At 71.8% G+C, this 23,303-nt stretch carries 23 protein-coding genes; 13 read left to right on the top strand and 10 right to left on the bottom strand.

Annotation, left to right across the window (positions count from 1 at the left end; translation table 11 throughout):
- Nucleotides 1-68: 68 nt before the first annotated feature.
- The 7 genes from AB0I49_RS34940 (at nucleotide 69) to AB0I49_RS34910 (ending at nucleotide 7,903) form a co-directional block, all read left to right on the top strand.
- On the top strand, nucleotides 69-1,097 hold the full coding sequence (locus AB0I49_RS34940; protein ID WP_363231230.1) for a BMP family ABC transporter substrate-binding protein: 1,029 nt from the start codon (nucleotides 69-71) through the stop codon (nucleotides 1,095-1,097).
- A gap of 300 nt (nucleotides 1,098-1,397) precedes the next feature.
- Nucleotides 1,398-3,008 (top strand): ABC transporter ATP-binding protein, encoded by a 1,611-nt coding sequence (locus AB0I49_RS34935; RefSeq protein ID WP_363231252.1) that lies wholly within the window; start codon nucleotides 1,398-1,400, stop codon nucleotides 3,006-3,008.
- Nucleotides 3,005-4,111 carry an ABC transporter permease gene (locus AB0I49_RS34930; RefSeq protein ID WP_363231229.1) on the top strand — a complete coding sequence of 369 codons (1,107 nt, stop codon included), beginning with the start codon at nucleotides 3,005-3,007 and terminating at the stop codon, nucleotides 4,109-4,111. The genes AB0I49_RS34935 and AB0I49_RS34930 overlap by 4 nt, the downstream gene beginning before the upstream one ends.
- Entirely contained in the window at nucleotides 4,108-5,394 is a 1,287-nt protein-coding gene (locus AB0I49_RS34925; RefSeq protein ID WP_363231228.1) for an ABC transporter permease, read from the top strand. Before AB0I49_RS34930 ends, AB0I49_RS34925 begins: the two co-directional genes overlap by 4 nt.
- On the top strand, nucleotides 5,394-5,819 hold the full coding sequence (locus AB0I49_RS34920; RefSeq protein WP_363231227.1) for a cytidine deaminase: 426 nt from the start codon (nucleotides 5,394-5,396) through the stop codon (nucleotides 5,817-5,819). Before AB0I49_RS34925 ends, AB0I49_RS34920 begins: the two co-directional genes overlap by 1 nt.
- 115 nt (nucleotides 5,820-5,934) lie before the next feature.
- Nucleotides 5,935-7,212: a thymidine phosphorylase gene (locus tag AB0I49_RS34915; RefSeq protein WP_363231226.1), complete on the top strand. Its 1,278-nt coding sequence runs from the start codon at nucleotides 5,935-5,937 to the stop codon at nucleotides 7,210-7,212.
- A gap of 97 nt (nucleotides 7,213-7,309) precedes the next feature.
- The gene (locus AB0I49_RS34910; RefSeq protein WP_363231225.1) at nucleotides 7,310-7,903 is read left to right on the top strand and encodes a Uma2 family endonuclease; all 594 of its coding nucleotides are present in this window, start codon (nucleotides 7,310-7,312) and stop codon (nucleotides 7,901-7,903) included.
- A 74-nt stretch (nucleotides 7,904-7,977) separates the two neighbouring features.
- Here the strand turns inward: AB0I49_RS34910 and AB0I49_RS34905 are convergent, their stop codons facing one another.
- Nucleotides 7,978-9,147, bottom strand: a complete 1,170-nt coding sequence (locus tag AB0I49_RS34905; protein WP_363231251.1) for an MFS transporter — start codon at nucleotides 9,145-9,147, stop codon at nucleotides 7,978-7,980.
- A 284-nt stretch (nucleotides 9,148-9,431) separates the two neighbouring features.
- On the opposite strand from AB0I49_RS34905, the gene AB0I49_RS34900 reads away from it, so the two are divergent.
- Nucleotides 9,432-10,418, top strand: a complete 987-nt coding sequence (locus AB0I49_RS34900; protein ID WP_363231224.1) for a LysR substrate-binding domain-containing protein — start codon at nucleotides 9,432-9,434, stop codon at nucleotides 10,416-10,418.
- Between the two features lie 107 nt (nucleotides 10,419-10,525).
- On the opposite strand, the gene AB0I49_RS34895 is transcribed toward AB0I49_RS34900, so the two are convergent.
- Both AB0I49_RS34895 and AB0I49_RS34890 read right to left on the bottom strand, forming a co-directional pair.
- On the bottom strand, nucleotides 10,526-11,614 hold the full coding sequence (locus AB0I49_RS34895; RefSeq protein ID WP_363231223.1) for a YncE family protein: 1,089 nt from the start codon (nucleotides 11,612-11,614) through the stop codon (nucleotides 10,526-10,528).
- Nucleotides 11,615-11,881: 267 nt separating this feature from the next.
- Entirely contained in the window at nucleotides 11,882-12,706 is an 825-nt protein-coding gene (locus tag AB0I49_RS34890; protein WP_363231222.1) for an alpha/beta hydrolase, read from the bottom strand.
- A gap of 102 nt (nucleotides 12,707-12,808) precedes the next feature.
- On the opposite strand from AB0I49_RS34890, the gene AB0I49_RS34885 reads away from it, so the two are divergent.
- Together AB0I49_RS34885 and AB0I49_RS34880 are read left to right on the top strand one after the other, a co-directional pair.
- Complete coding sequence (locus tag AB0I49_RS34885) at nucleotides 12,809-13,963, top strand: adenosine deaminase (protein ID WP_363231221.1); 1,155 nt, start codon at nucleotides 12,809-12,811, stop codon at nucleotides 13,961-13,963.
- Between the two features lie 134 nt (nucleotides 13,964-14,097).
- The gene (locus tag AB0I49_RS34880; protein WP_363231220.1) at nucleotides 14,098-14,523 is read left to right on the top strand and encodes an ATP-binding protein; all 426 of its coding nucleotides are present in this window, start codon (nucleotides 14,098-14,100) and stop codon (nucleotides 14,521-14,523) included.
- Nucleotides 14,524-14,558: 35 nt separating this feature from the next.
- Here AB0I49_RS34880 and AB0I49_RS34875 read toward each other — a convergent pair whose 3' ends face one another.
- On the bottom strand, nucleotides 14,559-15,698 hold the full coding sequence (locus tag AB0I49_RS34875) for a WYL domain-containing protein (RefSeq protein WP_363231219.1): 1,140 nt from the start codon (nucleotides 15,696-15,698) through the stop codon (nucleotides 14,559-14,561).
- 115 nt (nucleotides 15,699-15,813) lie between these two features.
- Between AB0I49_RS34875 and AB0I49_RS34870 the strand changes: the two genes are divergently transcribed.
- Nucleotides 15,814-16,212, top strand: a complete 399-nt coding sequence (locus AB0I49_RS34870) for a VOC family protein (protein ID WP_363231218.1) — start codon at nucleotides 15,814-15,816, stop codon at nucleotides 16,210-16,212.
- Nucleotides 16,213-16,325: 113 nt separating this feature from the next.
- On the opposite strand, the gene AB0I49_RS34865 is transcribed toward AB0I49_RS34870, so the two are convergent.
- The 5 genes from AB0I49_RS34865 to afsQ1 all read right to left on the bottom strand — a co-directional run bounded on the left by AB0I49_RS34865 (nucleotide 16,326) and on the right by afsQ1 (nucleotide 20,491).
- Entirely contained in the window at nucleotides 16,326-16,532 is a 207-nt protein-coding gene (locus AB0I49_RS34865) for a PspC domain-containing protein (protein ID WP_363231217.1), read from the bottom strand.
- A gap of 87 nt (nucleotides 16,533-16,619) precedes the next feature.
- Nucleotides 16,620-17,183, bottom strand: a complete 564-nt coding sequence (locus tag AB0I49_RS34860; RefSeq protein WP_363231216.1) for a VanZ family protein — start codon at nucleotides 17,181-17,183, stop codon at nucleotides 16,620-16,622.
- Between the two features lie 158 nt (nucleotides 17,184-17,341).
- The gene (locus AB0I49_RS34855) at nucleotides 17,342-18,064 is read right to left on the bottom strand and encodes a hypothetical protein (protein WP_363231215.1); all 723 of its coding nucleotides are present in this window, start codon (nucleotides 18,062-18,064) and stop codon (nucleotides 17,342-17,344) included.
- Nucleotides 18,061-19,683 carry a HAMP domain-containing sensor histidine kinase gene (locus tag AB0I49_RS34850; RefSeq protein WP_363231214.1) on the bottom strand — a complete coding sequence of 541 codons (1,623 nt, stop codon included), beginning with the start codon at nucleotides 19,681-19,683 and terminating at the stop codon, nucleotides 18,061-18,063. Before AB0I49_RS34850 ends, AB0I49_RS34855 begins: the two co-directional genes overlap by 4 nt.
- A 130-nt stretch (nucleotides 19,684-19,813) precedes the next feature.
- Nucleotides 19,814-20,491, bottom strand: a complete 678-nt coding sequence (afsQ1, locus tag AB0I49_RS34845) for a two-component system response regulator AfsQ1 (protein ID WP_363135135.1) — start codon at nucleotides 20,489-20,491, stop codon at nucleotides 19,814-19,816.
- Between the two features lie 298 nt (nucleotides 20,492-20,789).
- Between afsQ1 and AB0I49_RS34840 the strand changes: the two genes are divergently transcribed.
- A complete protein-coding gene (locus AB0I49_RS34840) occupies nucleotides 20,790-21,560 on the top strand; it encodes a SigE family RNA polymerase sigma factor (RefSeq protein WP_363231213.1) in 771 nt (256 codons plus the stop codon).
- Between the two features lie 373 nt (nucleotides 21,561-21,933).
- On the opposite strand, the gene AB0I49_RS34835 is transcribed toward AB0I49_RS34840, so the two are convergent.
- Complete coding sequence (locus AB0I49_RS34835; protein ID WP_363231212.1) at nucleotides 21,934-22,599, bottom strand: ATP-binding protein; 666 nt, start codon at nucleotides 22,597-22,599, stop codon at nucleotides 21,934-21,936.
- A 127-nt stretch (nucleotides 22,600-22,726) separates the two neighbouring features.
- Between AB0I49_RS34835 and AB0I49_RS34830 the strand changes: the two genes are divergently transcribed.
- Entirely contained in the window at nucleotides 22,727-23,188 is a 462-nt protein-coding gene (locus tag AB0I49_RS34830; protein WP_363231211.1) for a hypothetical protein, read from the top strand.
- Nucleotides 23,189-23,303 lie beyond the last annotated feature (115 nt).

Below are 23,303 nucleotides of genomic sequence, written 5' to 3'. Positions count from 1 at the left end.
CCATCTACGCGCGTTACGATGCCCGCGAAACCAGCGCCGACCGTGGCGCTTCGAGTGAAGGGGCCCTCGTGCGCCGGGTATCCACAATCGCTGTCGCGGGCATCTGTTCCGCGGCCCTCGCTTTCTCGCTCACCGCGTGCGGTGAGTCCTCGACCGAGTCCGGCGGCAAGGACAAGGGCATCGGCCTGGCCTTCGACGTCGGCGGCCGCGACGACCACTCCTTCAACGAGTCCGCCGCCCGCGGCATGGACAAGGCCATGAAGGAGCTGAAGGTCGGCGGCAAGGCGATGACCGCCAAGAACAACGAGACCGAGGCGGACCGCGAGCAGCGGCTCTCCTCGCTGGCCGAGGCCGGGTACAACCCGGTCATCGGCGTCGGCTTCAACTACGCCAAGTCGATCCAGAAGGTGGCCGCGGACAACCCGAAGACCACCTTCGCGATCGTCGACTCGGTCGTGCCGGGCAAGAACGTCGACAGCATCGTCTTCGGCGAGCACGAGGGCTCGTACCTCGCGGGCGTCGCCGCGGCGCTGAAGTCCAAGACCAAGAAGGTCTCCTTCATCGGCGGCGTGAACAACGCGCTGATCCAGAAGTTCCAGGCGGGCTTCGAGCAGGGCGTGCGCGAGACCGACCCCAAGGTCAAGATCACCTCGCAGTACCTGTACCCGAACAACGACAAGGGCTTCAACGACCCCGCCGCCGCCAAGGACAAGGCGAAGGGCATGCTCGACGCCGGCAACGACGTCATCTACACCGCCGCCGGCCTCTCCGGCAGCGGCTCGATCGAGGCCATCGCGGCCCAGAAGGGCGCCTGGGCGATCGGCGTCGACTCCGACCAGTACCTGCAGTCCGGTCTGGAGAAGTACAAGTCCTCGATCCTGACCTCGGTCGTCAAGAACGTGGACGTCGCCGTCTTCGACCTGGTCAAGTCCGTCAAGGACGGCAAGCCGCTGTCCGGCACGCACCGCTACCTGCTCAAGGACGGCGGCGTCTCGCTGTCCACCTCGGGCGGCAACATCGACGACCTCAAGGACAAGATCGCGGAAGCGAAGCAGAAGATCGTCGACGGCAAGGTCAAGGTCAAGGAAAACCCGTGAGCCGAGAGCCCGCGCTCTAGGCGGCCCGGTCCGTTGCGACCAGGGGCGCGGCGCGGGCTCCGCGGCCGGGACGGCTCCCCGGCCGGTACGGAATCGGGCTCGGCGCGACGGTGTGCGGCCGCCGCGTCGGGCCCGTACGAATGAGCCAACGCTACGCGCGTAGCGACGAGTTGGCGCGGTACGTTCGCCTGTGAGGCGCGTGGACCGCCCGCGGGCAGCCCGCCGGCCGCTCGCCGTACGCTCCTCGACCCCAGCCCAGCCCGTCTCCCCAACCGCTCCCTTCCCCGAGGAGAGTGCGCCATCAAAGCGTCCACCAACAGCCCCCCGACCGCCGGCGCGCCCAGCGCCCCCGCCGTCCAACTCCGCGGCATCACCAAGCGGTTCCCGGGAGTCGTGGCCAACCACGACATCGACATCACCGTCCGCCGCGGCACCGTGCACGCCCTCGTCGGCGAGAACGGCGCCGGCAAGTCGACCCTGATGAAGATCCTCTACGGCATGCAGAAGCCGGACGAGGGCACCATCGAGTCCGACGGCGAACAGGTCAGCTTCGCCGGCCCCGCCGACGCCATCGCCCGCGGCATCGGCATGGTGCACCAGCACTTCATGCTGGCCGACAACCTCACCGTGCTCGAGAACGTCGTGCTCGGCGGCGAGAAGCTGCACGGCATCGGCAACCGGGCCCGCACCCGCATCAAGGAGATCTCCGACGCGTACGGGCTCGGCGTCCGCCCCGACGTCCTCGTCGAGGACCTCGGCGTCGCCGACCGGCAGCGCGTGGAGATCCTCAAGGTCCTCTACCGCGGCGCCCGCACGCTCATCCTCGACGAGCCGACCGCCGTCCTCGTCCCGCAGGAGGTCGACGCGCTCTTCGACAACCTCCGCGAGCTCAAGGCGGAGGGCCTCACCGTCATCTTCATCTCGCACAAGCTGGGAGAGGTCCTCTCCGTCGCCGACGACATCACCGTCATCCGGCGCGGCACGACCGTCGCCTCGGTGGTGCCGAGCGAGACGAGCCCCAAGCAGCTCGCCGAGCTGATGGTCGGCAGCGAACTGCCCTCGCCCGAGACCCGCGAGTCGACCGTCACCACCACCCCGATGCTGACCGTGGACGGGCTGCGGCTCTCCGCCGTCGACTCCGACGGCGCCGTACGGGCCGTCCTCGACGACATCGCCCTCACCATCCACAAGGGCGAAGTCCTCGGCCTCGCCGGAGTGGAGGGCAACGGCCAGGCCGAACTCGTCGAGGCCGTCATGGGCATGCGCGACCCCGACAGCGGCACCGTCACCCTCGACGGCGCCGACGTCACCCACGCGCCGACCCGCGCCCGCCGCGAGGCAGGCGTCGGCTACATCCCGGAGGACCGCCACCGGCACGGACTGCTGCTGGAAGCACCGCTCTGGGAGAACCGCATACTCGGCCACGTCACCGAGGAGCCCAACAGCAAGGGCGCGCTGCTCGACCTGAAGGCGGCGCGCGCCGACACCGAGCGGATCGTCGCCGACTACGACGTGCGCACCCCCGGCATCGAGGTCACCGCGGCCTCGCTGTCCGGCGGCAACCAGCAGAAGCTGATCGTCGGCCGCGAGATGAGCCACCGGCCCAAGCTGCTGATCGCCGCCCACCCCACGCGCGGCGTGGACGTCGGCGCGCAGGCGCAGATCTGGGACCAGATCCGCGAGGCGCGCCGCGAGGGGCTGGCCGTCCTGCTGATCTCCGCCGACCTGGACGAGCTGATCGGGCTCTCCGACACCCTACGGGTGATGTACCGGGGCCGGCTGGTCGCGGACGCGGACCCCGCCACCATCACCCCGGAGGAGTTGGGCTCGGCCATGACCGGCGCCGCAACCGGCCACCTGGAGCACGTCGACGAGAGTGCCCACGGCGCGGAAGGGGGCGAGGGAGCGTGAAGAAGCTCGACAAGAACAAGCTGATCCTCGCGGTCGCCGCGCCGCTCCTCGCCATCGTCGCCGCCCTGGTCATCACCTCGGTGATCATCGCGGCCACCGGCAAGGACCCCTTCCACGCCTACCAGGTCATGGTCGACTTCGGCTCGAAGAGCGACAGCCAGGTCTGGATCATCAACAAGGCGACCCCGTACTACCTGTCCGCGCTGGCCGTCGCCATCGGCTTCCGGATGAACCTCTTCAACATCGGCGTCGACGGCCAGTACCGCATCGCGGCCTTCTTCGCCGCCGTCGTCGGCGGCTCGCTCACCCTCCCCGGCTTCGTACAGATCCCGCTGATCATCCTGGTGGCGATGGTCGTCGGCGCGATCTGGGCGGGCATCGCGGGGCTGCTGAAGACCACCCGCGGCGTCAGCGAGGTGATCAGCACGATCATGCTGAACTCCATCGGCGCCTCGGTCATCGGCTACTTCCTCCAGGACGGGCGGCTCGCCATCAAGGAGGGCAACCTGATCCACACGCCCTACCTGCCGGACTCCTCGCACTTCTTCGAGATCCCCACCACGCCCAAGCCCGTCTACGGCTTCGTGATCATCGCGGCGCTGGCGGGCCTGGTCTACTGGTTCGTCCTCAGCCGCACCCGCTTCGGCTTCGACCTGCGCACCGTGGGCCGCTCCGAATCCGCGGCCCACGCCAGCGGCGTCAGCGTCAAGCGCATGGTCATCACCTCCATGGTGCTGTCCGGCGCCGTCGCCGGGCTCGTCGGCATGCCGACGCTGCTCGGCGTCTCGTACAACTACGGCACCGACTTCCCCGCCGGCATCGGCTTCACCGGCATCGCCATCGCGCTGCTCGGCCGCAACCACCCCGTCGGCATGGCGCTCGGCGCGCTGCTCTGGGGCTTCCTGGAGCGCACCGGCACCCAGCTCGAATTCGAGGGCTACGCGCAGGAGATCGTCGGCGTCATCCAGGGCGTCATCGTGCTGTGCGTGGTCATCGCGTACGAGATCGTGCGCCGGTACGGGCTCCGGACCCAGCAGCGCAAGGTCGGCGAGGAACTCGCCGCCCAGGCCCGCAAGAGCGACAAGGCGGAGGTGTCCGCGTGAGCAGCAACCTCACTGCCGTGCTCTCGAAGGGGCTCAGCGGCAGGAACAAACCCGAGCGGCGCAAGCTCACCTACCCGGTGGTGCTGCTGCTCCTCGCGGGCGCGCTGCTGCTGCTCGCCGTACTGCGGGTGATCACCGGCGCCGAGGACCTCACCTCCTCCGGCCAGTTCAGCGGCGCGCTCGGCGCGGCCGTGCCGATCGGGCTCGCGGGCCTGGGCGGGCTGTGGGCGGAGCGGGCCGGCGTCGTCAACATCGGCCTCGAAGGCATGATGATGCTCGGCACGTTCTGCGCCGGGTGGATGGGCTGGCAGCACGGGCCGTGGATCGCGGCGCTCGCGGGCATCGTCGGCGGCGCGGTCGGCGGGCTCATCCACGCGCTGGCCACCGTCACCTTCGGCGTCGACCACATCATCTCCGGCGTGGCGATGAACATCCTGGCCCTCGGCGTCACCCAGTACCTGGCCAAGCTGTGGTTCGGCGCGGACGGCAGCGCCGCGCAGCGCGCGGGCGGCAACGACAAGCAGTCGCCGCCGATGAGCGACATGCCGAACTTCTCGATCCCGGGCCTCTCGGACTGGCTGGCGTCCGTCGAGAAACACCACTGGTTCCTCGTCTCGGACCTCGCGGGCATCCTGGACGGGCTGGTCACGGACGTGTCCTGGCTGACGATCGCGGCGGCGGCGCTGTTCGTCGGCACGTTCTTCGTGCTGTGGCGGTCCTCCTTCGGGCTGCGGCTGCGGTCCTGCGGCGAGAGCCCGGTGGCCGCGGAGTCGCTGGGCGTCAACGTCTACACGTACAAGTACGCGGCCGTGATCGTCTCGGGCGGGCTGGCCGGGCTCGGCGGCGCGTTCCTGGCCATCGGCACGCACATGTACTCCGACGGGCAGACTGGCGGACGCGGCTACATCGGCCTCGCCACCATGATCTTCGGCAACTGGCGGCCGGGCGGCGTGGCCATGGGCGCCGGCCTCTTCGGCTTCATGGACAGCCTCCAGCTGCGCGGCGGCGGCGAGACCGTGCACGCGCTGCTGCTGCTCCTCGCGGTGCTGCTGGCCGCGCTCGCGCTGTGGAAGCTGCGGGCCAAGCAGCGCCGTATCGCGCTGATCAGCGGGGTGTTCGCGCTGCTGCTGATCCTCTGGTACGCGTTGACGGCGCGGGTGCCGCTGGAGTTCGTGGACGCCACGCCGTACGTGGTGACGCTGCTGGTGCTCTCCGTCTCCGCGCAGCGCCTGCGGATGCCCAAGGCGAACGGCAAGCCATACCGGAAGGGCCAGGGGAAGTAGTGAGCGAGACCAACGACGGGCAGTCCGCCGAACGGCAGGCCATCGCCTGGGAGGCGCTGCGGACGCGGGCCCGGGAGGCGATGTCCCGCGCGTACGCCCCGTACTCCCGGTTCCCGGTCGGCGCGGCGGCCCTCGTCGACGACGGCCGCACCGTATCCGGCTGCAACGTGGAGAACGCCGCCTACGGCGTGGCGCTGTGCGCCGAATGCGGGCTGATCTCCGAACTGTTCGCCACGGGCGGCGGCCGGCTCACGGCGTTCACGTGCTGCGGGCGGGACGGCGGGGTGCTGATGCCGTGCGGGCGGTGCCGCCAGCTGCTGTGGGAACACGGGGGGCCGGAGCTGCGGATGGACACGGCGTCGGGGGTGCGGCCGCTGTCGGAGCTGCTGCCGGATGCTTTTGGTCCGGAGGACCTGGGGCGCTGACGCGCCCGGGGGCGCGGGCGGGCGAACGCGGCCGGCCGCGCGGTTCCCCGCGCCCCCGGGCTCGGTCCGGGGGCACCCTGGCCGACACGAAGAACGAAACGAGGAAAGCGAGCCCATGGACGTCATCTCCGTCATCCGCACCAAGCGCGACCGGGAAAAGCTGAGCCCCGAGCAGATCGACTGGGTCATCGACGCCTATACGCGCGGCGAGGTCGCCCACGAGCAGATGTCGGCGCTCGCGATGGCGATCCTCCTCAACGGCATGGACCGCACGGAGATCGCCCGCTGGACCGCCGCGATGATCAACTCGGGGGAGCGGATGGACTTCTCGTCCCTGCCCCGCCCGACGGCCGACAAGCACTCCACCGGCGGCGTCGGCGACAAGATCACGCTGCCGCTCGCGCCGCTGGTCGCCGCCTGCGGCGCGGCCGTACCGCAGCTCTCGGGCCGCGGCCTCGGCCACACCGGCGGCACCCTCGACAAGCTGGAGGCCATCCCCGGCTGGCGGGCGCTGCTGAGCAACGCCGAGATGATGGACGTCCTGCGCGACGTCGGCTCCGTCATCTGCGCGGCGGGCGACGGCCTGGCCCCCGCCGACAAGAAGCTGTACGCGCTCCGGGACGTCACCGGCACCGTCGAGGCCATACCGCTGATCGCCTCCTCGATCATGTCGAAGAAGATCGCGGAGGGCACCGGCTCGCTGGTCCTGGACGTGAAGGTCGGCTCCGGCGCGTTCATGAAGAACATCGAGGACGCCCGCGAACTCGCCTCCACCATGGTCGAACTCGGCACCGACCACGGCGTACGGACCACCGCCCTGCTCACCGACATGTCCACCCCGCTCGGGCTGACCGCGGGCAACGCCCTCGAAGTCCGCGAGTCCGTCGAGGTCCTGGCGGGCGGCGGCCCCGCCGACGTCGTCGAGCTGACCCTCGCCCTGGCCCGCGAGATGCTGGAGGCGGCCGGGCTCGGCGACGTCGACCCGGCCAAGGCGCTCGCCGACGGCTCCGCCATGGACCACTGGCGGCGCATGATCCTCGCCCAGGGCGGCGACCCGGACGCCGCGCTGCCGGTCGCCCGCGAACAGCACGTCGTCCACGCCGCCGCCTCCGGCGTCCTCACCACCCTCGACGCCTACGCCGTGGGCGTCGCAGCCTGGCGGCTCGGCGCGGGCCGCGCCCGCAAGGAGGACCCGGTCCAGGCGGGCGCGGGCGTCGAACTCCACGCCAAGCCGGGCGACACCGTCGCCGCCGGCCAGCCCCTGCTCACCCTCCACACGGACACCCCGGAGAAGTTCGCCTACGCCCTGGAGGCACTGGACGGCGGCGTCCTCGTCGCCCCGGAGCACACGGAGTACGAACCGAACCCGATCATCTTGGACCGCATCGCCTGACCTGCGGTTTTCTCGTTTGGGTGAACGGGATCGGTGGACCATCGCCGGTCCCGTTCGGCATGCTGGGATCGGTGACGTACCGATAGAGGAGCACACCATGGCAGCAGGCATCGCTGCGCGCCCCCACCGAATTGAGGAATCCGTCTGGGACGAGGCACTCCGACTCTGGGAGCAGACGTCTCCTCCGGAGGGCTGCAAGGTGGAGATCATCGAGGGGATCGTCACCGTGGCACCACCGCCGGAGAGCGACCACAACGACACCGCGGACGAGCTTCAGCGTCTGCTGTACACGGCCATCCCACGGGACTGGGGGATCTACCAGACCCAGGGGCTGACCGTCCCGGGCAAGCGGGGGCTGTATGTTCCCGATCTCGCCGTCATTCCCAAGAAGCTGCTGCCGCGCCGCCAAGAGCGGCAGACAGCTGACGCGGCCCAGCTCGTCGTCGAGATCACCTCCTCGTCCAACGCGAACCACGACCGCATCGAGAAGCTGCACGGATACGCCGCCGCCGAGGTCCCCCTGTATCTGCTGCTGGACCCGTGGCATTCCGGGAAGCCGACGGCCACGCTCTACGGAGAGCCGAAGGGCGGCTCGTACCGCGTGCTCGCCTCGGTGGCGTACGGCGATGAACTGCACCTTCCCGAGCCGTTCGACGTCACGATCGACACCGCGCGCTTTCCCGTCAGCTGACCTCGCCGACAGCAGAGCGAAGGGGCCGCCCCGCCACGGCAAGTGGCGGGGCGGCCCCTTCGCCGCGTTCGGGGCTACGCGCCTGTCGCGAGGCGCCGTGCCGCCACCGCCTTGCGCGTCGCGTACAGCGTCACGGCCGCCGCTGCCGCCATCGCCAGCAGGCCCAGCGCCACCGTGCCGTTCCAGCCCATGATGTGGAAGGCGAGGGCGCCGAGGAGGGCGCCCAGGGAGCTGCCCAGGTAGTAGGTGGTCTGGTAGAGGGCGGAGGCTTGGGCGCGGCCTGTGGTGGCGGTGTGGCTGACGGAGGACGAGGCCACCGAGTGGCCTACGAAGAAGCCCGCGGTTATCAGGACCAGGCCCAGGAGCACCGCGACCAGGGAGTCGAGGACGCTGAGGAGGAGGCCGAGGGCCGCCGTGCCGATCGCGAGGTACAGCGCGCCGCGCCGGCCCACGCGCTCCACCAGCTTGCCGGCGGCGGCCGAGGTGACGGTGCCGACGAGGTAGACGAGGAAGACGGAGCCCACGATGCCCTGCGGCAGTTCGAAGGGCGCGGCGGTCAGGCGGTAGCCGATCACCGTGTAGACCGCGCCGAAGACGACCATGAAGAGCGCGCCGAGCGCGTACAGGCGGCACAGCAGCGGGTCGCAGAGGTGGCCGCGGACCGTACGGGCCAGGGAGCGCGGCGAGACGGGGCGCGGCGTGAAGTGCCGGGCCCGCGGGATCGTCGCCCGGAAGATCACCGCGCAGATGACCGCCATGAGGCCGACCACGCCCAGCGCGACCCGCCAGTTGGACGCCTGGGCGACCCAGCCCGTCACGATCCGGCCGGACATGCCGCCGATGCTGTTGCCCGATACGAACAGCCCGATCGCGGCGACCAGCGCCTTGGGGCGAACCTCCTCCGCCAGGAACGCCATCGCCGACGCCGGCAGCCCGGCCAGCGCGGCGCCCTGCACCGCGCGCAGCACGATCAGCGTCGCGAGGTTCGGCGCGAACGGCGCGGCCAGCGCCACCAGCGCCGCGACAATCAGCGAGCCCGTCATCATGGCCCGCCGCCCGTACCGCTCGGAGAGCGCGCTCAGCGGCACGACGGCCACGGCCAGCGCCCCGGTCGCCGCGGACACGGTCCAGCTGGCCTGGTCCGGGCTGACGTGGAGGTCGGCGGAGATCGCGGGGAGCAGCGCCTGGGTGGAGTAGAGGAGCGCGAAGGTGGAGATCCCGGCGGAGAAGAGCGCGAAGCTCATCTTCCGGTAGCCGGGGCCGCCCGGCGTCAGCTTGTCGGCGTCGGCCGCGGCGGCCTCGGCCTCAGTGGCCTCGGCGGCTGCGGCTGCTTCTGGGGCGGTGGACGGCTGCTGGTCGGCGTCCGCGCGCTGCGTCGCGGCGGACGCCCCCGTATCGGCAGGAGGCATGTACCGACCGTATGCACGTACCTTTCATGCGTCCAATGCATGAAACGGTCATAATTCATCCTATGGAGCATGAGCACAGGCCAGCGCCGTCCCTGTCACCTCCCCGTAGCGAAATCGACATGTCGGCGACAGCGACAGCGACAGCGACAGCGGCAACAGCGGCAGCGGCAACAGCGGCAGCGGCCACTGCCGACCTCGACGCCGACTCCTGGGCGGCGACCCTCACCCCGCGGCTCGCCCAGTTCGCCGCCGTCGCCCGCCAGGAGCACGTCACACGCGCCGCGCACCAGCTCGACGTCCCGCAGTCGACGCTCAGCCGCGCCATGGTCCGGCTCGAACGCGACCTCGGCGTCGCGCTGTTCGCCCGGCACGGCCGTACGGTCTCGCTCACCCCCGCCGGCCGTACGTTCCTCGCCTCCGTCGAACGGGCGCTGGCCGAGGTGGACCGCGCCGCCGAGTCCGTACGCTCCGACGCCGACCCGGCGGCCGGCAAGGTCGCCTTCGGCTTCCTGCACACCCTCGGCCCCGAGACCGTGCCCGGCCTGCTGCGCGCCTTCCGCGCCGACCACCCGCGGGTCCGCTTCCAACTCGTGCAGAACTACGGCGAGGCGATGATCGCCGGACTGCGCGCCGGCGAACTCGACCTGTGCCTGACCGCGCCGATCCCGGACGCCCCGGACCTCGTCGCCCGCCGCCTCGACGAGCAGAGGCTGCGCCTGGTCGTCCCCGACGACCACCCCCTCGCGGGGCGGAAGCGGGTGCGGCTGGCGGAGGCCGCGGCCGAACTCTTCGTCACCCTCGAACCCGGCTACGGACTGCGCCGCATCACGGACACCCTCTGCGCGGAGGCCGGGTTCACCCCGAAGGTCGCCTTCGAGGGCGAGGAGGCCGAGACGCTGCGCGGACTGGTCGCCGCCGGGCTGGGCGTCGCGCTGCTGCCGCCCCCGGCGGTGCCCCGGCCGGGCGTCGTGGAGCTGACGGTGACGGCGCCGCGCGCGGTCCGCGAGATCGGCGTGGCCTGGCTCGACGGGCACCCGGACTCCGCGCCGGTGGCGGCCTTCAAGCGGTTTCTGCTGTCGCGCCGGGGGCAGTTGCTGCCGCGCTGAGCGGCGGAGCCACAGGAGGTCGGGAAACCCCGATCGCCCCCACGGTGCCGGCCGTGGGGGCGATCAGGATGGGGGCGTGGCTCGGGTCAGGGGCCGCCCGCCGGGTCTCAGCGCTCGGCGCTGATGCGGTGCACGGAGTCGAGGAGCTGCTCGCCCGCCGCGGCCTTGTCGACCACGAAGGCCGTACCGCGCGCCACGGTCACGTGGTTGGGGTTCGGGCCGGTGGCCAGGGTGGCGACGACGGCGCCCTTGTGCGGGTCCACGACGGTGGTGTTGCCGGGGCCGCGGTTGGCGACGAAGACGTTGCCGGAGCGCGGGTCGGCGGCGACGGACAGCGCGCCCTCACCGGTCTTGACGGTCCGCGTCACCTTGCCCTTGCGCAGGTCGACGACGGAGAGGGTGCCGCCCTTGTTGTCGGCGGTGTAGGCGGTGCGGCCGTCGCGGGAGAGCGCGATGGAGATGGGGCCCTGGCCGGTGGGGATCAGCTTGGGCTCGTCGGAGTAGCGCGACACGGCGATGATGTCGCTGTTGGTCAGGTCGGTCGCGTACACCGTGCCGGTGCGCTTGTCGACGGCGAGCCCGGTGGTGCCGGCACCCTTGACCGTCACCCGCTTCTTCTCCTTGAAGGTGCGGGTGTCGAAGCCGACGATGCTGCCGTCGCCGAAACCGCTGGCCCAGGCCGTGTTGTGGCGCTCGTCCACGACGATCTCACGGGCGTGCTTCACGCCGGGCACCGTGGCGAGGTGCTTGCCGGTGCGCTGGCTGTAGACGGCCACCGAGTCGTTGCGGGTGTTGGTGGTCCACACCGTGTTGTGCTCGTCGTCCACGGCCACGCCGTACACCGCCTCCACGGCCTTGGTGTCGGCGTCCGTGACCGGCGGGGTGTAGGCGGCCTTGGTCTTCAGCGACTTGGGGTCGACCTTGAGCAGCTGGGACTGGGTGACCGGCGGGCGGCCGACGGCCGTGGTCGCCCACAGCACGTGGTTCCGCTCGGAGTACGAGGACTGGTAGAGGCCGCGGGCCAGCTGCGCGGAGTCGACCTTGTACGAGGCGTGGTGGTGCGGCCGGTGGTGCGCGGGAGCGGCGGGGGCCGCGGTGGCGGCACCGGCGGCGCCGAGGACGGTGCCCGCGGCGAGGACGACGGCGGCGGACCGGCGGACGAGCGTGTGGGCGGCGTGCTGGTGTCTGACGGTCATCGTCACTACTCCCCAAAGAACAGGCATGGACGCCGAAGAAGGCAGGCGTGGACGGCATCCGGGCGGTGTCGCCCCGGACGATCGTCAGCTTAGCTTAGGGTTACCTAAGTAGTCAGGGGGGTGGGTGTGACGGAAGTGACGAATCCGGTTGCCGGGGTGGGTGGGTGGATGGGCGGGTGGCCAGGTAGTCGGGCGGTCGGACCCGTACGGGCCTCGATGCTCACGTACGGGAGGCTCGGTGCGTACGGGGCTCAGTGCGTACGGGCCTCAGTGCCGCAGCGACGAACCGAACCCCGCCGCCAACGGCATCCGCAGCCCCAACGGCGGCGGCGCCGCCAGCGCGTCGGCGACCGGCCGCGAATACCCGCGCGCGAACAGCGACCCCAGCATGAAGTCCACGGCCAGCGCGGTGACTTCGGAGCGGTGCTGATGCAGGCCGTGCCCGTCCGAGTGGACCTCGAAGCGGCAGACGTCCCGGTTGATCTTCTTGGCGCGCTCCGCGAGCCGGTAGGAGAGATCCGGGTCGGTGCGCGCGTCATTGGTGCCGTGCGCGATCAGCACCTGCCGGCCGGCCAGCTGCCTGACCGGATCGGGGCCGAGGCCGGGGTCGGATTCGGGGTTGGATTCGGGGTCGAGTCCGGGGCCGAGATCGGGGCCGAGATCGGACTCGGGCTTGGGCTCGGGCAGCCAAGGCCCCAGTGCCAGCACGGAGTTGACGGCCGGATGGCCCGCGGCGCGCAGCGCGGCACGCGCGCCCATGCCCGTACCGATCAGGCAGACCGGCACATCGCCGTAGCGGCGCACGACCTCGTCGGCGGCCCACTCGGCGTCGTGCGCCGGATGCGCCGCGGCGCCGTTCCACCCGCGGAAGCGGTAGCGCACGACATGGGTGACGAGCCCCTCCGGGCGGCCCGCGCGCGCGATCCGCCGCGCGAGCGGGCGCATGGCGACGGACGGCAGGGGAGAGGGCCGACGGGTGCCGGACGCTTCGCCAGTGGGAAGTAACAGGGCGACGCCGTGCACGGTGCCGGCCGTTCCGACGGGCTTACCGAGCCGAGCTGCACCGCGCTCCGGCAGAGCTTCCTGAGCCATGCAGAAACGATGGCAGAAGGAGCGCGGGAGTCCACCCCGGCGACGGGTCACCGTTACGTATCGTTCGCCGATGTCTACGCGCGTAGGCGCTAGAGTGCCCGGATGACGAGCCAGCCCGCACTTCCCACCCCCGAGCAGATCCGCCGTGCGCCCAAGGTGCTGCTGCACGACCACCTCGACGGCGGCCTGCGCCCCGGCACCCTCATCGACCTCGCCCGCGAGACCGGCTACGACGGCCTCCCCGAGGGCGACGCCGACAAGCTCGGCGCCCTCATCCGCCAGGCCGCGGACTCCGGCTCCCTGGAGCGCTACCTGGAGAACTTCGCGCACACCTGTGCCGTCATGCAGACGCGCGAGGCGCTGGTCCGCGTCGCCGCCGAGTGCGCCGAGGACCTCGCCGCGGACGGCGTCGTCTACGCCGAGGTCCGGTACGCGCCCGAGCAGCACCTGGAGCGCGGACTGACCCTCGACGAGGTCGTCAAGGCGGTCAACGAGGGCTTTCGCGAAGGCGAACGGCGAGCCAGGGAGAACGGCCACCGCATCCGCGTCGGCGCGCTGCTGACCGCCATGCGGCACGCCGCCCGCGCCCTGGAGATCGCCGAACTCGCCAACCGCTACCGCGACCTGGGCGTCGTCGGCTTCGACATCGCGGGCGCCGAGGCCGGGTTCCCGCCCACCCGCCACCTCGACGCCTTCGAGTACCTCAAGCGGGAGAACAACCACTTCACCATCCACGCGGGCGAGGCGTTCGGCCTGCCGTCCATCTGGCAGGCGCTCCAGTGGTGCGGCGCCGACCGGCTCGGCCACGGCGTGCGGATCATCGACGACATCGAGGTCGCCGAGGACGGCGCCGTGAAGCTCGGCCGGCTCGCCTCGTACGTACGGGACAAGCGCATCCCCCTGGAACTGTGCCCGTCCTCGAACCTCCAGACGGGCGCGGCCGATTCCTATGCCGAGCACCCGATCGGGCTGCTCCGGAAACTGCGGTTTCGCGCGACAGTAAATACTGACAATCGTCTGATGAGCGGCACGAGTATGAGCCGCGAATTCGAGAAGCTCGTCACCGCGTTCTCGTACACGCTCGACGACATGGAATGGTTCACCGTCAATGCGATGAAGTCCGCTTTCATTCCTTTCGGTGAACGACTGGCGATGATCAACGATGTCGTCAAGCCGGGCTACGCCGAGTTGAAGTCCGAGTGGCTGTTCCGTCAGACGGCCGCGGAACCCGTGGTGAGCAGTGGTTTCACCGACTAGAGCGCGAGCGCCCAAATAGCCGAAGAAGGGCCGGGATTTCAAGTCCCGGCCCTTTTTCGGTGCTTGCTACCCCCCTGGCCGCATGACTACGTTGCAGTGCCGCTCCATACCCCCGTCATGAGGACAGAATTCAGATGAAGCAGGGAACCATCAAGACCCTCGGCGTCGCCGCTCTCGGCGCCGCGTTCGCCGCCACGGCCGCCGGCACCGCCAGCGCGGCCGGGCCCGTCGAGACGGTCGCCCCCACCGTCGCGGGCGCCGTGCAGGCCCTCCCCGCCGAGACGCTCGGCCAGTTCGTACCGGGCGGCGCCCAGGCCCTGCCCGCCGCCCAGGGCGCGGTCGGCACGGTCGCCACCACCGTCCCGCCGGTCGCCGACCAGGCGCTCGCGACGGCGGCCGACCGCGGCGCGCAGGAACTGCTCGGCGGCCTCCCCGCCACGCGCCACGCGGCGGGCAGCCTGCCGACGGGCGCCATCGCGAAGACCCTTCCCGGCACGGTCGGCAGCGCGGCCATGGGCGCCGTCCCCGGCGCGGGCCTGCTGGGCGGCCTGCCGCTCTGACCTCGCCGGTCCGGGGGCTCCGCCTCGCCGATCTCTCACGCGGGAGGCGGGACCCGCCGGGCCGAGGCCGCGAGTCGTTCGGCGAACTCCCCGACCAGGGTGCGGAGTTCATCCGGCCGGTCGATGACGAACGGCCGGTCGAGCGAAGCGAGTACGGCGGGGAGCCAGTCGAGCCGCTCCACGCGCAACTCCGCACGGCACCAGCGCCCGCCCTCCGCCCGTCCGCCCTGAGAGCCCCCGCGCCCCGGGCCCCCGCGCCCCGGGCCTCCGCCTTCCGGCGGCTCGCCCTTTGAGGGCTCCTCCGCGAGGGGCAGCTCCTCCACGATCGCCACGCTCGCGGGCAGCCGGGCGCGGATCTGCTCGACCGTTCCCTGGATGCGTACGGATACCTCGTGCCGGTACGGGGCCGTGGCGAGGCTGGTCAGGAGGCGTTGGGCCGGGTCGACGTCGGCTGGGGGTTCGAAGGAGCCGGGGAGGGCGCGGACGTCGGTGATGCGGTCCAGGCGGAAGGTTCGGTCCTCGCCTGCCGAGGGGTCTGTGGCCGTCACGTACCACTTGCCCGAGTGGGCGACGACCCCGTACGGATGCAGGGTCCGTTCGCTGCGGCGGCCGTCGCCCGCGGTGTAGCGGACCGAGACCGGCCGATGGTGGTGCACCGCGTCGGCAATCGGGAGGAGGACCGCCGGGTCCGGGGCGGCGGCCCTGCCGGGCGGTTCCGTGAAGGCCAGGGAGTCGAGCACGGCGTCGAGCCTGCGGCGCAGTCGCTCCGGCAGCACGCGCCGGATCTTGGCCGCCGCCGTCACGTTCGCCGTTTCGTTCGCCGTTTCGTTCGCCGTCTTTTGTGCCGTCGTGCCCGCGGCGCCCGCAGTTCCCGCGGTCCCCGCAGCCGCCGTCAGCTCCGACCGGCGGCTCATGGCCAGACCCAGCAGCACGGCGAGCGCCTCGTCGTCGCTCAGCATCAGCGGCGGGATGCGGTAGCCGGGGGAGAGCCGGTAGCCGCCGTAGCGGCCGCGCACCGATTCGACGGGGATGTCGAGATCGACGAGGTGCTGGGCGTAGCGCCGTACGGTGCGCTCGTCGACGCCGAGCCGGCCGGAGAGTTCGGAGACGGTCCGGGTGCCGCCCGATTGCAGCAGCTCCAGCAGGGACAGGACGCGGGCGATGGGTCGGGGCATGTCGAAAAGTCTGCCGCATATACCGGGCGGGTTCCGTCCGGTATTGGTCGTAGCGTCGTCGTCGCAAGCACCGAACGGCACAGCCGTGAGCACCTAACGGCACAGGAGAAAACCCATGGACTTCGTCTCCGTCCGCGTCATCACGGGCGACGTCGCCCGCCTCGTCGACTTCTACGAGCGCGTCACCGAGGTGTCCGCCGTCTGGGGCACCGAGGACTTCGCCGAGATCAGGACCGGCTCGGGCACCCTCGCGATCGGGAGCACCCGCACCGTCCCGCTGTTCGCGCCCGGCTCCGCCGAACCGGCCGCGAACCGCAGCGCCATCCTCGAATTCCTCGTCGACGACGTGGACAGCGTGTACGCGAACCTGAAGGAAACCGTGTCGGACTTCGTCAACGAGCCCACCACGATGCCCTGGGGCAACCGCGCGCTCCTGTTCCGCGACCCCGACGGCAACCTCGTCAACTTCTTCACCCCGGTCACGCCGGCCGCCATCGAGAAGTTCCGCCGCTGAGGCCGAGGGGGACAGCACGGGCGCGCGGCACGCGGCACGTGCGGCTACGACTTCGGGCCGCACCCCACAGGGGATGCGGCCCGCAGTCAGCTACGGAGAGTGACCGTGGTCATTCACCACGCCGTCTTGCGGTACTCGTCCTCGGAGGGCAGCAGCACCCAGAGCGCGAGGTAGATCAGGAACTGCGGGCCGGGCAGCAGACACGAGACCAGGAAGATCACGCGCATCGTGGTGGGCGTGGTGCCGAAGCGCCGGGCCAGACCCGCGCAGACACCGGCGATGACCTTGTTCTTGCGGGGGCGGACCAGCGGAGCGGACATGATGGCGACTCCTTGTCGTCGGTGGAACGTCGGGAGCGTTCTCCCATGTCTCCACGGTATGGCCGTGACCTGCGCGAAGCCGTCCCTCTACGGGGCCGTCTTGACCCTGGGGATCGTGGGGGCAGAGGTATGGCTCCCCTCCTCCCGGGGGAGGGGACGCCGCCGGGGGCGGTCATACCGGCGGCGGAGCCTGGCCCGTACCAGCGGCACCACCGCCAGATGGGCGACGGCGACGCCCGCCGAGTTCAGCAGCAGCTCGTCCACGTGCAGCACCTGGCCGGCGACGCCGCTCTGCACCAGTTGCAGTGTCAACGAGATCATGACCCCGGCGAACACCGTCCGGGACAGCGACATCAGCGGCGCCACCGCCAGCCGCCCGCCGGCCAGCGGCAGCAGCACGCCCAGCGGCGCGAGCAGCAGCATCGATCCGCCGATCGCGCACGTCGCCTCCCAGGCGCCGAGCGCCAGATCGGCCCGGATGGTGGCCAGCGGCTCAGGGCTCGTGGCGGTCACCCAGGGCGCGGTCAGCGGGCGCAGGGTCAGCCAGCCGACGACGAGGAGGTGGGCGGCCACGAGGACGAACCCCACGGCGCGGTAGCGGTATCGGAGGGCGGTCGAACCGCCGTAACCATGACCCTGCACGCCACACATGACGCGCGGTGCGGTGGCCGCGGTTCCGTCCGCCGCCACAGAGAGTCAGGACGCGACCGGCGGGCCGGGGCGCGATCGACGAGCTATGACGTGATCGGAGAGCCGGGACGTGACCGAGAGCCGGGACGCGACCGGCGAGCCTTGAGGCGATCGGAGAGTCAGGGCGCGACCGGCGAGCCCGTCGGCGCGGACTGCGGGCGGGAGCGCATCTCGTCGGTGCACTCGAAGCGCCGCGGCCGTTCGTCGTCCGGACCGCCCAGCACCACGCCCCGGCCGCCGTCGGCCGCCGCGGTCCCCGCGAAGGTGCATACGAGCTGACCCAGCGCGGACGGCGGCAGCTCGTCCGGCGACCGGCTCAGCCGCAGCGCCGCCGACGGGTCGCGCTCGCGCGGGCCCGAGACCGACAGCCCGGCGGGCACGTCCGTGGAGAACCCCGCCTCCTCCTCCGCGGCCAGCGGCGGCTGCCGCAACTGCTCCAGCAGCACACCGGCCACCCGTACCGGGTCCTCGGCGGCGTCGCCCTCCGGGAGCCGCACCGTGCGGGTCACCGGCAGCAGCTGCGACGCGCACACCAGGTACACCGAGACCGCCTGGCCGTCGTCCGGCGCGCTCTCCCCGCCGCCCGGCCGTACAACGCACGTCGCCCGCGACGGGGCGCTCCCCGCGTCCACGGGCACCGACGTGCCGCGGATGCCGCACCCGGCGAGCAGCAGGGCGGCGACGCCGACGGCCGAAGCCCCGGCCGCCCACCCCTTGGCCCGGCGGGGCGCCGCCGGGCCCGTACGGGCGGCAGTACGGGCGCTACTCGCGGCGGGGCCGCCGGAAGCGCCGCTACGAGCCGTATGAGCAGTACGAGCCGCACGGGCTGTGCCCAGCCTCATCGGTCGCCGCCCTTTCCCGAGCCCTCGCCCGGCCCCTCGCCGTCCTTGTCCCTGTCCCTGTCCCCGGACCTGCCCCCAGCCCCGTCCCCGGCCCCGTCCCCAGCCTCGGACCCGCCGTCGGCAGCCGCCGGGTCCGGGTCCGGGCTCGCCGCCTCCTCGTCGCCGTCGTCCTCCGGCGAGAGCCGCGACGCGTCGCGCGGCAGCGTGAGCGTGAACACCGCGCCGCCCAGCGGCGAATTGGCGGCGGAGATCTCGCCGCCGTGGATGTGCGCGTTCTCCAACGCGATCGACAGGCCCAGGCCGCTGCCCTCGGACCGGGGCCGGGACGCGCTCGCTTTGTAGAAGCGGTCGAAGACGTGCGGCAGCACCTCTTCGGGGATGCCCGGCCCGTGGTCGCGTACCTCGATGACCAGGTCGTCGCCCTCGGTCCGTACGGCGACCCGCACCGGGGAGCCGCCGTGCTTGAGGGCGTTGCCGATCAGGTTGGCGAGGATCACGTCGAGGCGGCGCGGGTCGAGGCGCGCGATGATGCCGCGCTCCGCGTCCAGCTCCACCGCGTCCAGCCAGGCCCGCGCGTCCACGCAGGCCGTGACCTGGTCCGCGACGTCGACGGAGTCCAGGACCAGGCGGGCGGTGCCCGCGTCGAAGCGGGTGACCTCCATTAGGTTCTCGACGAGGTCGCCGAGGCGGCGGGTCTCGCTCACCACCAGTTCCACGGCGGGCCGGATCATGGGATCGAGGGACTCCGCCTCCTCCTCCAGGACCTCGGTCACGGCGGTGATCGCGGTCAGCGGGGTCCGCAGCTCGTGCGACATGTCCGCGACGAACCGGCGGCTGGCCGCCTCCCGCGCGCTCAGCTCCTCGACCCGCTTCTCCAGCGACTCCGCGGTCTTGTTGAAGGTCCGCGACAGGTCGGCCAGTTCATCGGTGCCCGAGACCCGCAGCCGGGTGTCGAGCTTCCCCTCGCCGAGCCGCCGCGCCGCGTCGCCGAGCCGCTGTACGGGCCGCAGCACCGTGGAGGCGGCGGCCTGCGCGAGCAGCGCGGAGCCGACCAGCGCCAGGCCGGTGGCGATCCCCAGCGACCAGGCCAGCGAGTTGAGGTCCTGCCGCTCGTTCTCCAGGGACTTGAGCAGATAGCCGGTCGGGCCGCCGCCGATCACCTTCGCGCCGCCCACCAGGTACGGCGTGCCGTCGAGCGTGATCCGCTGCCAGTACAGGTGGTACGGGTACCGGTTGGACTCGTCCACCGGCCGCTCCCGTACGACCGCGGCGCGCAGCGACTTCGGCACGACCTTCAGCGTGAACAGGTCGCGGTTCGAGGGCGCGGCGCAGTCCCGGCCGCCCTGCGTGGAGCCGATCAGCAGCACCTCGTACTTCTGGGTGGTGTCCGCCATCCGGTCCGCGGCCTGCTGGAGCTCGGCGCAGGTCGGCGTCGGCGGCAGGGCGGCCGTGTTGTCCTGGAGGGACTTGCGGAAGTCGTCGAGCGCGGCGTCCTGGGTACGGGTGAGGACCGCGTCGCGGTTGAGCCAGTACGCGATGCCGGACGCGGAGACCGCGGCGGCCAGCGCGACGAGCGCGAAGACCAGCATCAGCCGCAGCCGCAGACTGAGCCAGCGCATGCTGCGCCGTACGAACCTACGGGCGGCCCCCCGGCCCCGTACCCGGCCGGGCTCCTCCGTCACCGTGCTCAACTGTCCGTCCCACCGCGGCATCGGCGGCCGGCGCGGTCGGCCGCGGGCGCCATCCCTGTCACGAAGGTGTGTCCAACCGGTAGCCGACCCCCCGGACCGTACGGATCAGCGTCGGGGACGACGGCACGTCCTCGACCTTGGCGCGCAGCCGCTGCACGCAGGCGTCGACGAGCCGCGAGTCGCCGAGGTAGTCGTGCTCCCACACCAGCCGCAGCAGCTGCTGGCGGGAGAGCGCCTGACCGGGCCGGCGGCTCAGCTCCAGCAGCAGCCGCAGCTCGGTCGGGGTGAGCTGGAGGTCCTCGCCGTTCTTGGTGACGGTCATGGCCGACCGGTCGATGACCAGCGTCCCGAACGACGCGGAGTCGCTGGACTCGCGCTCCCCGCGGCGCAGCACCGCGCGGATCCGGGCGTCCAGCACCCGCCCCTGCACGGGCTTCACCACATAGTCGTCCGCGCCCGACTCCAGGCCCACCACGACGTCGATGTCGTCGTTGCGCGCGGTGAGCAGGATGATCGGCAGCTGATCGGTGCGCCGGATGCGGCGGCACACCTCAAAGCCGTCGATGCCGGGCAGCATCACATCCAGCACGATCAGGTCCGGGCGCTGCTCGCGCAGCAGTTTCAGACCGTCCTCTCCCGTCGCCGCGGTCACCACACGGTGACCCTGGCGTGACAGGGAGAGTTCGAGGGCCGTGCGGATGGCGTCGTCGTCCTCGATCAGCAGCAGGTAGGGCACGTTGGTCATTCTGGCCTACGAGTGGCCGGTAGTTCGACCGTAGAAGCGCTCCCATACCGGCCCTCCCCTTGTGGTGCGCGGGTGACGGACGGCGGACGGGCCGGTTCCGTGCGCCCCCGTGTCGGGTGAATTCCCGGTGTCCCGGCCGCGCGTACCCCTGCCGGACGCCCTTGTGACGCGCCTGTGACAGACGCCGGACAGCGCGATGAAACTGGCCCGGCATTGTTTTGGCCATCGGACAGAACGACCGTCCGATACACCGACTGACCGAGCTGGCTCCAACGACGGGGGGCGCGACATGAACACACTGCACAGCACCACGACCAGCGCAGTCATTCGCACGCGCCTGCACGACGCCGTACGGAGCCCGGAGAAGTCCGGTGCCGTGAGCGGACGGGGGTGCGCTCGCGGCACCGGACGCGGACGGCCGCCTTACATGGTGGCCATCGACGCGACCGCGTACGGGGAGGCCGCGGGGGAACCGCGGGGGACCGGGACCGAGCGGGCTGCTCAGGCCGATCAGGCAGGGAAGCCTGAGCAGTCGGACGCCGAAACGGCGTTCACCGCCTACGTCCAGGAGCGCCGGGCCTCCCTGTACGCGACCGCGTACCACCTGACCGGCGACCGCTTCGAGGCGGAGGACCTGCTCCAGAGCGCGCTGTTCTCCACGTACCGCGCCTGGGACCGGATCACCGACAAGGCCGCGGTCGGCGGCTATCTGCGCCGCACGATGACCAATCTGCACATCAGCGCCTGGCGGCGGCGCAAGCTCAACGAATACCCGACCGAGGAGCTGCCGGAGACGCCGGGCGACCACGACGCGATGCGCGGCACCGAGCTGCGCGCCGTGCTGTGGCAGGCGCTGGCCCGGCTGCCCGAACTGCAGCGCACGATGCTCGTGCTCCGCTACTACGAGGGCCGTACGGACCCGGAGATCGCGGAGATACTCGGCATCAGCGTCGGCACGGTCAAGAGCAGCATCTGGCGCTCCCTGCGCCGGATGCGCGACGACGAGGCGCTGAGCCTCGGCCGTGACGAGGAAGAAGCCTTCGGCGAGCTGGTGGCCTGAGGAGAGAAAGAAGAGAAAGAGGAGAAAGCGGGGACCGGAGGGGGTACGGGGGCTCCGGGTGCTCCGGGGGAAGTACGGGTTACGGGGCTACGGGGCCTGCTCGTCGGGGGACGGCAGGTGACGCGGGTGTCGGGGGACGCCCGTACAGCCCGTACGGCAGTACAGCCGTAAGGCCCGTGCGGCAGGACCGACGGGGGTAGTCGGGGGAAACGGGAGCGGGGCCGGACAGCCGGGGGGTCTGTCCGGCCCCGCTCTCTTGGTGTCTTCCTCTTCCGCCGGGCTTCAAGCGGCTTCGGCCCGGCCGGTTCGCGGACGGGGGCGATTTCGGGCCGGGTGCGGCGGGGTCGATTTCACGCCGGGGACTGCCGGGCGCTCACGCCGTCTCCTTCATGTCTTTCATGTCTTTCACGTCCTTCATGCACGCCTTCTCGCGCCGCCCCGCCGCGGCGGACGCGATGCGTCCCATGGCCGCGTCCTTCCCGCAGGCGTACGCGCCGAGCGCCGTGTGCCGGGCGACGATCGAGCGCTCGGCGCGCAGCAGCCGCAGGCCGCGCCGGATCAGGTACGGGACGGGCTTGCGGCCCTCGCGCAGATCGCGCAGCAGCCGCCGCCGGAAGGTGGTCGAGGGGTGCCCGCGCAGGCAGATGGCGTCGGCCAGCAGCCCCAGTTCCCGGCAGGCCCCGATGATGTCGGCGGCGAAGATGCCCTCCGCTATGAACAGCGGCGTACGGCCTATGTCGAGCTGCTCCTCGCCGCGCCGCGAGCTGGTGGCGATGTCGTACAGCGGTACGGACGTACGGGACGTGCGGCACAGCTCGGCGATGGCGGCGACGGCCGCGGCCGAGTCCCAGGACCGCGGGGAGTCCCAGTCGGCCCCCGCGCCGCCCGGCAGTTGGGGCAGCGTCGGGTCGCCGGCCTCCTTGTAGAAGTCGTCGAGGTTGAGCACGGGCAGTCCGGTGCGCGCGGCCAGGGACGACTTGCCGGAGCCCGAGGGGCCGGTCAGCAGGATGACGCGGGTGCGGGGCAGGTGGGGGGTCACGGGTCACCAGTGTGCGGCATTGGGCCGGTCGGGGGACCCCTAGGGGCGGGTAAGTGCGGGGGTCGGCGTGTCTCAACTACGTTGGGTGCGCGATTGATTACAAGCTCCTACTTTCCGGCAGGTATTCATGGCCTCGTACGCCCGTCACCGCGCCCGTCCCGCCCGTTCCCCGCAGCCCCTCCTGCCACGCGTACTGCTGCGCGCCGGGCTGGGCGTGACGGCGGGCGCGGCGTGCGTCGCGGCCGGCACGACAGCCGCGAACGCCGCCGCCCTCCCGGACGCCGCGCCGCCCGACCTGCGGCCCGCGAACACCGCGGACGCGGGCACGGTACTGGCGGCGGCGGTGCCGACCGGCCCGGTCACCCGGGCCCTGGGCACCTCCCTGGACGGCGGCATCGGCCCCGTGAAGAACCTGCGCCTCGACCCCTTGGCCCGCACGGGCGCCGACCCCCTCGACAACGGCGTCGGCACCCAGATCGCCGACTTCAAGCCGATCGGCACCGACCTCGTGACGAAGCCGGTGACGGACGGCGGCAACCTGAAGGGCCTGCCGGTGGCGGGACCGGTGGTGGGGTTGCTGCCGGGGTGAGGAGCCAGTTCTGCGGGTGGTGGGTACAGGGGCCAGCGGTGGGTGTGGCCGGTTGAGCTCCCGCCACAGCTGGTGGGCGCGCTCGACTGGCTACTGGCAGGAAGGGTGCGGTTGA

The sequence above is a fragment of the Streptomyces sp. NPDC050617 genome, from assembly GCF_040654795.1.
GTDB lineage: Bacteria > Actinomycetota > Actinomycetes > Streptomycetales > Streptomycetaceae > Streptomyces.
This window is presented reverse-complemented; position numbering and strand designations above follow the sequence as displayed.

Excerpts from the sequence above, each read along its gene's own strand:
- AB0I49_RS34915 (WP_363231226.1), top strand. The coding sequence starts at position 5,935 with ATGGACGTCATCTCCGTCATCCGCACCAAGCGCGACCGGGAAAAGCTG.
- AB0I49_RS34910 (WP_363231225.1), top strand. The coding sequence starts at position 7,310 with ATGGCAGCAGGCATCGCTGCGCGCCCCCACCGAATTGAGGAATCCGTC.
- AB0I49_RS34905 (WP_363231251.1), bottom strand. The coding sequence starts at position 9,147 with ATGAGCTTCGCGCTCTTCTCCGCCGGGATCTCCACCTTCGCGCTCCTC.
- AB0I49_RS34900 (WP_363231224.1), top strand. The coding sequence starts at position 9,432 with ATGTCGGCGACAGCGACAGCGACAGCGACAGCGGCAACAGCGGCAGCG.
- AB0I49_RS34895 (WP_363231223.1), bottom strand. The coding sequence starts at position 11,614 with ATGACCGTCAGACACCAGCACGCCGCCCACACGCTCGTCCGCCGGTCC.
- AB0I49_RS34890 (WP_363231222.1), bottom strand. The coding sequence starts at position 12,706 with ATGGCTCAGGAAGCTCTGCCGGAGCGCGGTGCAGCTCGGCTCGGTAAG.
- AB0I49_RS34885 (WP_363231221.1), top strand. The coding sequence starts at position 12,809 with ATGACGAGCCAGCCCGCACTTCCCACCCCCGAGCAGATCCGCCGTGCG.
- AB0I49_RS34880 (WP_363231220.1), top strand. The coding sequence starts at position 14,098 with ATGAAGCAGGGAACCATCAAGACCCTCGGCGTCGCCGCTCTCGGCGCC.
- AB0I49_RS34875 (WP_363231219.1), bottom strand. The coding sequence starts at position 15,698 with ATGCCCCGACCCATCGCCCGCGTCCTGTCCCTGCTGGAGCTGCTGCAA.
- AB0I49_RS34870 (WP_363231218.1), top strand. The coding sequence starts at position 15,814 with ATGGACTTCGTCTCCGTCCGCGTCATCACGGGCGACGTCGCCCGCCTC.
- AB0I49_RS34865 (WP_363231217.1), bottom strand. The coding sequence starts at position 16,532 with ATGTCCGCTCCGCTGGTCCGCCCCCGCAAGAACAAGGTCATCGCCGGT.
- AB0I49_RS34860 (WP_363231216.1), bottom strand. The coding sequence starts at position 17,183 with ATGTGTGGCGTGCAGGGTCATGGTTACGGCGGTTCGACCGCCCTCCGA.
- AB0I49_RS34855 (WP_363231215.1), bottom strand. The coding sequence starts at position 18,064 with ATGAGGCTGGGCACAGCCCGTGCGGCTCGTACTGCTCATACGGCTCGT.
- AB0I49_RS34850 (WP_363231214.1), bottom strand. The coding sequence starts at position 19,683 with ATGCGCTGGCTCAGTCTGCGGCTGCGGCTGATGCTGGTCTTCGCGCTC.
- AB0I49_RS34840 (WP_363231213.1), top strand. The coding sequence starts at position 20,790 with ATGAACACACTGCACAGCACCACGACCAGCGCAGTCATTCGCACGCGC.
- AB0I49_RS34830 (WP_363231211.1), top strand. The coding sequence starts at position 22,727 with ATGGCCTCGTACGCCCGTCACCGCGCCCGTCCCGCCCGTTCCCCGCAG.